The following is an 11312-nucleotide window of genomic DNA, read 5'->3' as shown; positions in this document are numbered from 1 at the left end:
CCCGCCGGCCACTCGGCGTCCACCGGCAGCCGGACCGGCACCTTCACCGGGGATGTCATCCACACCCGGTACGGGCCGGTGCAGATCGCCGCGGTCCTCCAGCACGGCCGGATCACCGAGATCAGGGCGGTCCAGACCCCCTCGGACAACGGCCGGGACCGGGAGATCGCCGCCTCCGCCGTGCCCCGGCTGACCCGTGAGGCGCTGGACGCGCAGAGTGCGCACATCGACGCGGTGTCCGGGGCCACCTACACCAGCCAGGGCTATGTCGCCTCCCTGCAGAGCGCTCTGGACCGGGCCGGTGCCTGAGCCGGGCCGCGGGCTGCGGCACGTCGAGCACGCCATGGGCACGGTGTTCTCCTTCGACATCCGGGACCCGGCCACCCCCGCCATCACCGAGGCGCTCCACGGCGCCGTGGCCTGGCTGCACCAGGTGGACGCCGTCTTCTCGCCGTACCGACCGGACAGCGCCGTCAGCCGGTTGGACCGGGGCGAGACCACGGTGGGGGAGTGCGATCCCCTGGTGGCCGAGGTACTCACGCTGTGCGAGCGGGCCGAGCGGACCACCAACGGCTGCTTCAGCACCCGGGCCGGTGGCCGACTCGACCCGTCCGGCCTGGTGAAAGGCTGGGCGGTGGAGCGCGCCGCACACCTGCTGTACGCGGCGGGGGCCCGCAACACCTGCGTCAACGGCGGCGGCGACCTCCAGCTCACCGGCGAGGCGTCCCCGGGCGTCCCCTGGCGCGTGGGCATCGCGGACCCGCTGCGCCCCGGCCGGCTGCTGACCGTGGTGACCGGCCGCGACCTGGCGGTGGCCACCTCCGGGACAGCGGAGCGCGGCCTTCACGTACACGATCCCCGAACCGGCGCCCCGGCCCGGCACCTGCTCTCCGCAACGGTGATCGGCCCCTCCCTGACCTGGGCGGACACCTATGCCACCGCCGCGCTGGTGATGGGGCCCGCGGCGGAGGCATGGATCGGCTCCGTACCCGGCTACGAGCTGGCGGCGCTCACCCCCGCGCCGCCGCCGACCCGCTGAGCACCGGCCCCGGGCCCTCACCGGCCACCCGGCGCCCGGGCACCCTCCGCCCCGAGCCGTGACCGGTCGCCCGCACCCCGACCGCCCCGGTTCCGCGCCGCCTCGGCTCCGCCCCGTCCCCTCGGCCATGTGCCGGGCCGCACTGGCAGACCCGTGGGCCGCCGACCATGGTGGGGGAGGGGCGCGGGCATCGACCGGTTCCCCAGGACAGGGGCGAGTGGGATGGACGGGACCAGCACGCCGGACGCGGGCGGCGGCGACCAGCCGGAGCGCCTGACCCGGCAGGTGTACGAACGGGAACTCAGACGGCTCCAGGCGGAGCTGGTCACGTTGCAGGAGTGGCTGCGCCGAGACGGCGCGCGACTGGTGGTGGTCTTCGAAGGCCGGGACGCCTCGGGCAAGGGCGGCGCGGTGCGGCGGCTCGCCGAGCGGCTGAACCCGCGGATCGCGCGGATCGCGGCCCTGCCCGTACCGACCGAGCGGGAGCGGACGCAGTGGTACTTCCAGCGCTATGTCGCCCATCTGCCGGCCGCCGGGGAGATCGTGCTGTTCGACCGCAGCTGGTACAACCGCGCCGGAGTGGAGCGGGTGATGGGCTTCTGCTCCGAGGAGGAATACCGGCGCTTCCTGAGCCAGTGCCCGCAGTTCGAACGCATGCTGGTGGAAGACGGCGTGCTGCTCCGCAAGTACTGGTTCTCCGTCAGCGACGCCGAGCAGGAGGACCGGTTCCGCAAACGTGCCCAGGACCCCACCCGCCGCTGGAAGCTCTCCGCGATCGACCTGGAGTCCATCACCCGCTGGGAGGCGTACTCGCAGGCCAAGGACGAGATGTTCGCCCACACCGACATCCCCGAGGCGCCCTGGTACGTCGTCGAGGGCGACGACAAGCGGGCCGCTCGCCTCAACATGATCGCCCACCTGCTGGAGTCGGTGCCGTACGAGCGGGTGCCCTGGCCCGAACTGCCCCTGCCCCCGCGGCCCCCGTCCCGGGGCTACCGCCGCCCACCGCGCCACCTCTACCGCTACGTCCCCGACCACGCGGCCGCACTCTCCCAGGAGCGGGGCCCGGAGACGGGCGGTTGAGGCCGGAGGGCCGGGCACGGTGGTTGTGCGGCGGTGCCCGCCGCGGCCGGCCGTGCGCCGCGCCGTGATCGCCTCTAGCGTGGGAGGGACCGATTCCGCCTGGGAGCCAGCGGAGGCCCGCAGTGGGTGGTGAGCTACTCGGACCGGCGGCCGAGCAGGCGGAGGGGCTGTCCGAACCGGAGGCGGCGCGCCGGCTCACGGCCCACGGGCCCAACACGGTGGTCATCGAGCAGACCACCCCCGTATGGCGGCGCGTGCTGCGACAACTGCGCGACCCGCTGATCCTGGTGCTGCTGGCGGCCGCCGTGCTGACCCTGGCCACCGCGGACTTCCCGGACGCCGCGGTGATCCTGCTGGTGATCGTCGTGAACACCACGGTGGGCGTGGTCCAGGAGGTACGGGCGGAGCAGGCCGTCGCCGCGCTGTCGGCGATGAGCGCGCCCACCGCCCGGGTGGTGCGCGAGGGGCGCGAGCGGTCCGTCCCGGCCGCCGAGGTCGTGCCGGGCGATGTGGTGCTGCTGGCGGAGGGCGACATCGTGCCCGCCGACGCGGATGTGCTGGCCGCCGTCCGGCTGATGGTGGACGAGTCGGCGCTGACCGGCGAGTCCGTCCCGGTGGAGAAGGCGGCCGGGGACGACCCGGGGGCCGGCCACGCGCTGTCGGCGGGCACCGTGGTCGTCCGCGGCCGGGGGCGCGCCCGGGTGACCGGCACCGGGGTGCACAGCGCGCTGGGCCGGATCGCCGGCCTGCTGGGCGGGGCGCCGGGCCTCACCCCGCTCCAGCGCCGGCTGGCCAGGTTCGGCCGCACGCTGGCCGCGGTGATCGTCCTGCTCAGCGCCGTGGTGCTGGCGCTCGGGCTGGCCCGCGGGCAACCGGTGGAGCTGATGGTGGTCGCCGCGATCAGCCTGGCGGTGGCGGCGGTCCCCGAGTCGCTGCCCGCCGTCATCACCCTCTCGCTCGCGCTGGGCGCCCGGCGGATGGCCGATCGCCGGGGGATCGTCCGCAGACTGCCCGCGGTGGAGACCCTCGGCTCCGTGTCGGTGCTGGCCACGGACAAGACCGGCACCCTGACCGAGGGCCGGATGGCGGCCGAGCGGCTGTGGACCCCGGCCGGTGAGGCGACCGTCACCGGCACCGGCTACCAGCCCGCCGGAGAGGTCCTGCGTGGCGGCCGGCCCGTCACCGCGGAGCGCGCCCCCGACCTGAGTGCCCTGCTGACCGCGGCCATGCTGTGCAATGACGCGGGGCTCCAACCGCCCCGGGAGGCCGACACCGCCTGGCAGGCGCTGGGCGATCCGACCGAGGCCGCCCTGCTGGTCGCGGGAGGCCGGCTGGGGCTGGTGAAGGCGGCGCTGGAGAGCGAGCTGCCCAGGGTCGACGAGGTGCCGTTCGACAGCACCCGCAAACGGATGACCACGGTCCACCGCGCCCCGGACGGCGGACTGTACGTCGCCTGCAAGGGGGCGCCGGAGGCCGTGCTGGGCGGCGGGGTGCTGGACGGGGCGCCCGAGGCGCGCGCACGGGCCGCGGCCGAGGCCGAGCGATGGGCGCGGGAGGGCTTCCGCGTGCTGGCCGTGGCCACCGCCCGCCGCACCGAGGGGCCGGGCTCCGGCACCTGGGAGACGGGACTCGAACTGCAGGGACTGATCGGGATCGTGGACCCGCCGCGAGAGGCCTCCGCGGCCACCATCGCCGCCTGCCGCCGGGCGGGGATCGCGCCGGTGCTGATCACCGGCGACCATCCGCTGACCGCCGGGGCCGTGGCGCGGCGCCTGGGCATCACGGCCCCGGAAGAGCGGATCGTGACGGGACAGCAGATCCGGGAGGGGACGGCGGGCGGGCTGACCGGGGTGCGGGTGTTCGCCCGCACCTCCCCGGAGCAGAAGCTGGACATCGTGCAGGCCTGGCGCACGGCGGGGCACGTGGTCGCGATGACGGGCGACGGGGTGAACGACGGCCCGGCCCTGCGGCGGGCCGACATCGGGGTGGCCATGGGGCGGCGCGGCACCGAGGTGGCCCGGCAGGCCGCCGACCTGGTCCTGGCCGACGACGACCTGGGCACGGTGGTCTCCGCCGTCGAGGAGGGCCGTCGCGTCTACGCCAATGTGCGCCGCTTCCTGCTCTACGGGCTGGCCGGCGGCACCGCCGAGATCCTGGTGATGCTGCTGGGCCCGTTCCTGGGGATGCCGCTGCCGCTGCTGCCGGCCCAGATCCTGTGGATCAACCTGCTCACCCACGGCCTGCCGGGGGTGGCCCTGGGCGCCGAACCCGTGGACCCGGGGGTGATGCGGCACCCGCCGCGGCCATCGGAGGAGAGCGTGCTGGGAGCCGGCCTGGTGCCGCGCATCCTGGTGATGGGCACCCTGGTGGCCGCGGTGACCCTGGTGATCGGGGTCTGGGCCCGGCACACGGACCGCCCCTGGCAGTCACTGGTCTTCCTGGTCCTGGGCGCGACCCAGCTCGGCGTGGCGCTCGGCTCGCGCGCCCGCCCCGGCACCACGGCCAATCCCTTCCTGCTGGTGGCGGTGGCCGGGGCGCTGGCCCTCCAGGTGGCCGGCGTGCTGCTGCCGCCCCTGCGCCACCTGCTGGGCACCGAGGCCCTGACGGTTCCGGAACTGCTGCTCGCCTGCGCCCTGTCCGGTGTCGGCCACGTGGCCATGCGGATGCAGACCCGCTTCCATCCCGAGCGGCCACCGACCGGGCCGGTTCCGGCTCAGTGAGAGCGGCGCGCGATGGCCGGCGCCGGCGTTCGGGTGGCGGGTGTCGTCCGCGGCGTGGTTCCCAACCCGGTGTGGTTGATGGGAAGTTGGGGATGCCTCGAGCGATATCACAAGTTGGCATATGCCGTTCGGGTATGGCGAAAACTGCGGGTCCTGGAACCCGCACCCGGTAGTGTCACGCGTCGAGCCGGTGCTGTGACGAAGCGGCGACAGTGCGTCATGGTCGAGGGAGGGGACGTGGCGGTGTCATCGATCGATCGATGTCTTGCCGAAGCCATGAGCATCACCGGGGCGCTCGGGGTCACCCTGGTGGACTGGACCGGCGGACTCGTGCTCAGCGCGGCCGGCACGGGGCCCGACGGCGACCCGGCGGCGGACGCCGCCGACGCGGCGGAGCTGGCCCGCGTGGTGATGCTGCGGCAGGCCTTCGCCGACCCGGGTGCCGGCGGCTCCTCGGCCGAAGACGTGATCGTCACCTCCGCGAGCGTCTACCACCTGCTCAGATTCGTGGACACCTCCTTCGACGGCAATCTCCTCATCCATCTGCGGCTCGACCGGAACACGGCCAATCTCGCGATGGCCCGAATACGGTTGACCGCCATCATCGACCGGATGGTCTCCACGTCATGACCCCGAGCCCCGGGCCGCCCGCGCCCCTGCCGCGGCGAAGACGCCGCACCGGTTCACTCCCGCCCAGCACCTTCCAGGCCGCACTCGGCGAACTGTGCGCGCAAGGCGCCACCGGCGCCCTGACGGGCCCCGCCGGCAGCGTGTACCTGACGGACGGCGCCGTGGTCCACGCGGAGAGCCCCCTCGCCCCGGATGTCGAAACCCTGCTCGCCGGAGACCGGCGACCGCCCCCGCCGGCCGGGGCGCAGACCCCCGCCGCCGGCCTCCTCGGCGCCTGCGAACGGGAACTGTGCCAGCTCTCCGCCCTCTTGGACGCCGCCTACTTCGCCCTCCAGCAGGACCGCGCCCCCCTCACCTTCCGAACCGGTCAACCGCCGCGTCTGGCCGCCGTACACGCCCTGTCCGCCGATGCGCTGCGGGAGGCCGTCGGGCAGCGCCTGGCGCTCCTGGACCGCGTATGGCCCTGGCCCGATGTGGACACCGCGGCGGTGACCTGCCACCACCGGCAGGCAGCCCGAGGCCGGCGGCTGGCGGTACGCCCGGCCCGGCAGCACGCGGTGCTGGCGGCGGCCGACGGTCTGCGGACCCCGCCGGAGATCGCCCGACTGCTGCGGCGGTCGGCCTTCGGCACGCTGCTCGACGTCCGGCAACTGGCGGCGGCGGGGCTGATCGAGACACCGGGGCTGCGGGCCGTACCGTCCGCCGCGCCGGACCCGATCGCGCCGGCGCCGGCCGTGCCGGACAGGCCACCCCCACCCCTCTCGCGGACCGAACCACGCCATGACCCGTCAGACCCGGAAGTCGCTCTGCTGCTGCGACTACGAGCCGCACTGGAGGCCAAGCTGTGAGTGTTCCGCCCATCACCGAAGGCACCGCCCCGTCATGAAGCGCGCCCTTCGCCCCCGCTCCGGATGGCGGCAACCCCTGCCGCAGGATCGCGAGTCGATCGTGCTACCCGAAGTCCTGGCAGAACTCCAAGCCTTGCGTGGCAGGGTGCCTTACCTGACCGGCAGCCTGCTCGCGACCACCGACGGACTGGTCCTCACCCATGACGTCGACGGTCCGGAACCCGAGGCGGTCGCCGCGCTCACCGCCGCGGCACTGGGCGTCGGCGCGCGCCTGGCCGAGGCCACCGGCCAGGGCGCGTTCCAGGAACTGCTGACCCGGGGCGAGCACGGCTACATCGCCACCTACGCGGTCGGCGCCTCGGTCGTCCTGACCCTGTTCGCCGGGCCGGACGCCAATGTGGGCCTCCTGCACTTCGAGGCCCGCCGGGCCGGGAGCCGCATCGCCGAACACACCGAGGCGGTGCTGCGCCGGCAGATCCAACCCTGATTCCGTCCCGAGCGACCGAACGACAACCCCATTCACACTCCACCGGAGAGGAACCCCACCGTGCCCAACACCGACATGTCCCTCAAGGACGCGATGAGCTCGATCGACGGCGCCCTCGGCGTCGCGCTGGTCGACTACAACAGCGGTATGGCCCTCGGCACCCTCGGCGGCGGGCCCGAACTGGACCTCACCGTCGCGGCGGCCGGCAACACCGATGTGGTGCGCGCCAAGTTGCGCGCGATCGAGATACTCAACCTCGGCGAGAGCATCGAGGACATCCTGATCACCCTGAGCTCCCAGTACCACCTGATCCGGCCGCTCACCAGCCGCGCCGGCTCGAGCCTGTTCCTCTACCTGGCCCTGGACCGCAAGCGGGCCAACCTGGCCATGGCCCGGCACCAGCTGCGCCGGATCGAGTCCGAGCTCGAGATCTGACCCGGCGAGCTCCTCGCCGGAACGGCCGGTCTGCCCCCGGGCCCGGTGACGCCGCCACACGCATGGCAGTGGGCGAGCCGTCCTGCCGGGCCCGCGGGGGCCCTCCGCGGGGGCATGAGATGGGTACCACTCCTGGCCTTCCCCGGGTGCCTCGTGGGGCCGCGCGCGAACCCCGCCCTTGACGCACCCCTGTCGCCCGCCGGCCCCGCCGGCCCTCTCGGCCTCCGGGTTTCTCCCGCCCGCGCCGCCCGACGCCCGCGCTGCCCCACGCCCTCCGCGCTCCCGCTCCCCGCCTCGGGGAATACCCGCCGGGGTACAGTTGCTGGTCGAAGGAGGAGGCAGACATGCAGGTGGATGAGACGGCCATGACGCCGGTGCTGAACCGGCTGCGCCGCGCGCAGGGGCAGCTGGCCGGAGTCATCGCGATGATCGAGGCCGGACGCGACTGCAAGGACGTGGTGACCCAGCTCGCCGCCGTCTCCCGGGCACTGGACCGGGCCGGGTTCAAGATCGTGGCCAGCGGCATGCGGCAGTGCCTGGCCGAGGCGGACGAGGGCGCCGCCCCGATGAGCGAGGAAGAGCTGGAGAAGCTGTTCCTGGCGCTCGCCTGAGGCCGCGGCCCCGATCGGGGGCGCCGGTCGAGCACATGGCGCGGCCGGGGCTCGACGCCGCGCGTCCAGAGGGCGGCGGCCCAGCCCGGGCGCCACGCGTACAAGGAAACGGGCCTGTTGACGGCGCCGACGGCAGGGAGACCGTCGGCGCCGTCGGTGTACCCCCGGTGTCGTTCCGGGGGCGGTGACGCGGGGCTACCGGCGCAGGGCCGCGAGGGTGTCGTCGAGGCTGGGAAGCGCGGCCTTGGGGCGGTTGTAGGGGAGCTTGCCGAGCATGGCGCCCATGGCGCAGGTGTTGGTGAGGGCCGAGAAGGCCAGGCCCGCGCCGACGGCCGCGGAGACCCAGTGGGCACCGGGCAGGGCGAGGTCCACCAGCACGCCGATCAGGACCAGCACGCCCGCGACGAAGCGGACCTGGCGGTCCAGGGCCCACACCGTACGGCCTCCGGCCGGTCGGTCGAGCGGGTGGCCCTGCTGTGCCCAGGCGGTGGTTCCGCCCGCGACGTCCAGCACGGCGATGCCGGCGTCGGCGAGCTGCCGGCAGGCGGTGGCGGAGCGGTTTCCCGAGGCGCACACGATGGCTATCCCGGTGCGCTCGGAGGCCGAGCGGAGCGCCGGCACGGCCTTGGCGAGCTGGTCGAGCGGGACGTTGCGGGCGCCGGGGATGTGGCCGCCGGCGTACTCGGCGGGGGTGCGCACATCGATGACGGTGAGGAGCTCGAGTCGCGGCTTGAGCTCGGCGACGGTCAGGGACGTGGTCATGGGCGGGGCGGTCCTTTCGAAACGGTGATACGGGAGTGGTTCGCGTGCGGAGGCGGGCCGAGGCCGGCGTCAGCGCACCAGCCGCGTGCTCGGTGTCGGCGCGATGCCGGCGAGCAGGCCGGGCGGGCGCGGTCATCGGGTGGCCTGTTCGGCCGCGAGCGACCCCGGCAAGCCGGGCCGTCCGGTCTTCTGCGCGGTGGGCGAGGGACGGACAGAGGCGTCTGACCTGGTCCTTTCCCATGCTGATCCACCGCGCTTGCATATACCCCCCCAGGTATACGATGCTGGAAGCGTAATACCCGACCGGGTATGCGGCCGACCGGCACCATACCCCTGGGGGCATACGCGCTTCCAGTTCCACCGCATCAGCCCGCACAGGGAGGCACCCGTGTACTTCGCCCAGCACTATCTGGACTGCCTGTCCCAGGCCGCCTATGTCATCGGTGACGAGACCACCGGTCGCGCCGTGGTCGTGGACCCGCGCCGGGACGTGGACGCGTACGTCGCGGACGCGGAGAAGCACGGCTTCACCGTCGAGGCGGTGATCAACACCCACTTCCACGCCGACTTCCTGGCCGGGCACCTGGAGCTCGCCGAGCGCACCGGTGCCTGGATCGGCTACGGCAGGCGCGCCGAGACCGAGTACGCGATCCGCAAGCTCGGCGACGGTGAGCGGATCAGCCTCGGCGAGGTCACCCTGGAGATCATGGAGACCCCGGGGCACACCCCGGAGTCGATCAGCATCCTGGTGTTCGAGCACGCCGACGATGCCGTCCCCCACGGTGTCCTCACCGGTGACGCGCTCTTCATCGGCGACGTCGGCCGCCCCGACCTGCTCGCCTCCGTCGGTGTCACCGCGCGGGAACTGGGTGCGATGCTCTACGACAGCGTGCACCGCAAGCTGCTGGCGCTGCCCGACGCGGTCCGGGTCTTCCCCGCGCACGGCGCCGGGTCCTCGTGCGGCAAGAACCTGTCCACCGAGCGCTGGTCCACGATCGGCGAGCAGCGCCGGACCAACTACGCCTGCCGCCCCATGGACCAGGACACCTTCGTCTCGCTGGTCACGGCCGGCCAGCCCGCGGCCCCCGGCTACTTCTCCTACGACGCCGACCTCAACCGCCGCAACCGCGACCTGTTCGACGCGAGCCAGGCGTCCCGCGCGCTCGGTGCCGAGGAGTTCGCCGCGCTGCGGGCCGACGGTGCCCTGGTGCTGGACGCCCGCGACCCCCTGGAGTTCGCCGCCGGCCACCTCGCCGGAGCCGTCAACGTCTCCATCGAGGGCCGCTTCGCCGAACAGGCCGGCAGTGTGCTCGCGCCCACCGACGAGATCCTCGTCATCGCCCCCGAAGGCCGTGCGCAGGAGACCGTCACCCGCCTCGCCCGCATCGGTTTCGACCGCGTCCTGGGCCACGCCGCCGACCCCGAGCAGCTCTTCCGCGACCGCTCCGGCGACATGCGGCAGGCCGGCCGCCTCACCGCCGACGCGCTGCGTGCCGAACTCGCCTCCGAGCGGCCGCCGCTGGTGCTGGACGTGCGCAACTGCGGCGAACGCGAGAACGGGCAGTACATCGAGGGCGCCCTGCACATCCCCCTCGCCGAACTCGCGGCGCGCCTGGACGAGGTGCCGAGCGAGGGCCGTCTCGTCGTGCACTGCGCCGGCGGTCACCGCTCCTCCATCGCCGCCAGTCTGCTGCGGCAGCGCGGCCGCACCGAGGTCCACGACCTCCTCGGCGGCTACCAGGCCTGGCAGTCCGCCGCCTGACCCGCCGCGGCGGACCCATGGGTGCGGGCGGCGGAATACCCGCCCGCACCCATCCGTTGATATACCCGCCGGGGTATCTGTGAGTCCCTGGCCGACCAAGACAAGGAGACGTGCGATGGCGACCCTCACCCTGACCGCGGACAACTTCCAGGCCACCGTGGACAGTCCGGGTCTGGTCCTGATCGACTTCTGGGCGGGCTGGTGCGGCCCGTGCCGCGCGTTCGCCCCCGTCTACGACAAGGCCGCCGAGCGGCACCCGGACGCCGTCTTCGGAAAGGTCGACACCGAGGCCCAGCCCGAACTGGCCGCCGCCTTCCAGATCTCCTCCATCCCGACGCTGATGATCGTCAGGGACGGTGTCGTCCTGTACGCGCAGCCCGGAGCCCTTCCCGAGCAGGCCCTGGAGGAGCTGATCACCAAGGCCGAGGAGCTGGACATGGACGAGGTCCGCCGTCGCATCGCGCAGCAGACCGAGGCCGGCGAGGTCTCCTGACCCCGCGCACACCACCGCACCACCCCACCGGCGAAGGAGCATCGACATGCAGGTGGATCCGCAGGCGACCAGGGCCGTCCTCAACCGGCTGCGCCGCGCCCAAGGGCAGCTGGCCGGCGTCATCGCCATGATCGAGGCCGGGCGCGACTGCGAGGACGTCGTCACCCAGCTGGCCGCCGTCTCCCGGGCGCTGGACCGCGCCGGCTTCAAGATCGTGGCCTCGCGGATGCCCTACTGCCTCACCACGGCCGAGGACGGATCGCCGACCATGGACAGCCGGGAGTTGGAGCAGCTCTTCCTCACCCTGGCCTGAGGCCTGCCACTCTCCTTCGCCGGCCGCGCCCCCGCGGCCGGCCGGCGCGTGTCCAGGTCCCCTCCGCCGCAACCCCGCGGCCCGTCACCCCGCTCGCGCCGGACACGTCGGGGGCCGCCCGCCGTACGG

Annotated in this window: 13 protein-coding genes; 12 read left to right on the top strand and 1 reads right to left on the bottom strand. The window is 73.9% G+C overall.

Going from position 1 to position 11312, the window contains the following annotated elements:
- The 9 genes from E4099_RS21225 to E4099_RS21185 all read left to right on the top strand — a co-directional run.
- On the top strand, positions 1–309 hold a 309-nt coding region (locus tag E4099_RS21225; RefSeq protein WP_135340684.1), incomplete at its 5' end, for an FMN-binding protein.
- A complete protein-coding gene (locus E4099_RS21220) occupies positions 302–1039 on the top strand; it encodes an FAD:protein FMN transferase (RefSeq protein ID WP_386388988.1) in 738 nt (245 codons plus the stop codon). The genes E4099_RS21225 and E4099_RS21220, both read left to right, overlap by 8 nt.
- A 222-nt stretch (positions 1040–1261) precedes the next feature.
- Entirely contained in the window at positions 1262–2122 is an 861-nt protein-coding gene (gene ppk2, locus E4099_RS21215) for a polyphosphate kinase 2 (RefSeq protein ID WP_135340683.1), read from the top strand.
- 122 nt (positions 2123–2244) lie between these two features.
- Positions 2245–4842, top strand: a complete 2598-nt coding sequence (locus E4099_RS21210; RefSeq protein WP_209446683.1) for a cation-translocating P-type ATPase — start codon at positions 2245–2247, stop codon at positions 4840–4842.
- Between the two features lie 276 nt (positions 4843–5118).
- Positions 5119–5472 (top strand): hypothetical protein, encoded by a 354-nt coding sequence (locus tag E4099_RS21205; RefSeq protein WP_386388986.1) that lies wholly within the window; start codon positions 5119–5121, stop codon positions 5470–5472.
- Positions 5469–6320: a transcriptional regulator gene (locus E4099_RS21200; RefSeq protein WP_135340681.1), complete on the top strand. Its 852-nt coding sequence runs from the start codon at positions 5469–5471 to the stop codon at positions 6318–6320. Before E4099_RS21205 ends, E4099_RS21200 begins: the two co-directional genes overlap by 4 nt.
- 100 nt (positions 6321–6420) lie before the next feature.
- Entirely contained in the window at positions 6421–6807 is a 387-nt protein-coding gene (locus E4099_RS21195; protein ID WP_386388984.1) for a roadblock/LC7 domain-containing protein, read from the top strand.
- Between the two features lie 60 nt (positions 6808–6867).
- On the top strand, positions 6868–7242 hold the full coding sequence (locus E4099_RS21190; protein WP_135340679.1) for a roadblock/LC7 domain-containing protein: 375 nt from the start codon (positions 6868–6870) through the stop codon (positions 7240–7242).
- A 344-nt stretch (positions 7243–7586) separates the two neighbouring features.
- The gene (locus E4099_RS21185) at positions 7587–7853 is read left to right on the top strand and encodes a metal-sensitive transcriptional regulator (protein ID WP_135340678.1); all 267 of its coding nucleotides are present in this window, start codon (positions 7587–7589) and stop codon (positions 7851–7853) included.
- A 195-nt stretch (positions 7854–8048) separates the two neighbouring features.
- Here E4099_RS21185 and E4099_RS21180 read toward each other — a convergent pair whose 3' ends face one another.
- A complete protein-coding gene (locus E4099_RS21180; protein WP_135340677.1) occupies positions 8049–8615 on the bottom strand; it encodes a rhodanese-like domain-containing protein in 567 nt (188 codons plus the stop codon).
- A gap of 388 nt (positions 8616–9003) precedes the next feature.
- On the opposite strand from E4099_RS21180, the gene E4099_RS21175 reads away from it, so the two are divergent.
- From E4099_RS21175 to E4099_RS21165, 3 genes are all read left to right on the top strand, one after another.
- A complete protein-coding gene (locus E4099_RS21175) occupies positions 9004–10377 on the top strand; it encodes an MBL fold metallo-hydrolase (RefSeq protein ID WP_135340676.1) in 1374 nt (457 codons plus the stop codon).
- Between the two features lie 115 nt (positions 10378–10492).
- Positions 10493–10870, top strand: a complete 378-nt coding sequence (trxA, locus tag E4099_RS21170; RefSeq protein ID WP_135340675.1) for a thioredoxin — start codon at positions 10493–10495, stop codon at positions 10868–10870.
- A gap of 46 nt (positions 10871–10916) precedes the next feature.
- On the top strand, positions 10917–11183 hold the full coding sequence (locus E4099_RS21165; protein ID WP_135340674.1) for a metal-sensitive transcriptional regulator: 267 nt from the start codon (positions 10917–10919) through the stop codon (positions 11181–11183).
- Positions 11184–11312 lie beyond the last annotated feature (129 nt).

Source organism: Streptomyces palmae (genome assembly GCF_004684805.1).
Lineage (GTDB): Bacteria > Actinomycetota > Actinomycetes > Streptomycetales > Streptomycetaceae > Streptomyces > Streptomyces palmae.
This window is presented reverse-complemented; position numbering and strand designations above follow the sequence as displayed.

Excerpts from the sequence above, each read along its gene's own strand:
- E4099_RS21205 (WP_386388986.1), top strand. The coding sequence starts at position 5,119 with ATGAGCATCACCGGGGCGCTCGGGGTCACCCTGGTGGACTGGACCGGC.
- E4099_RS21185 (WP_135340678.1), top strand. The coding sequence starts at position 7,587 with ATGCAGGTGGATGAGACGGCCATGACGCCGGTGCTGAACCGGCTGCGC.
- E4099_RS21165 (WP_135340674.1), top strand. The coding sequence starts at position 10,917 with ATGCAGGTGGATCCGCAGGCGACCAGGGCCGTCCTCAACCGGCTGCGC.
- E4099_RS21180 (WP_135340677.1), bottom strand. The coding sequence starts at position 8,615 with ATGACCACGTCCCTGACCGTCGCCGAGCTCAAGCCGCGACTCGAGCTC.
- trxA (WP_135340675.1), top strand. The coding sequence starts at position 10,493 with ATGGCGACCCTCACCCTGACCGCGGACAACTTCCAGGCCACCGTGGAC.
- ppk2 (WP_135340683.1), top strand. The coding sequence starts at position 1,262 with ATGGACGGGACCAGCACGCCGGACGCGGGCGGCGGCGACCAGCCGGAG.
- E4099_RS21200 (WP_135340681.1), top strand. The coding sequence starts at position 5,469 with ATGACCCCGAGCCCCGGGCCGCCCGCGCCCCTGCCGCGGCGAAGACGC.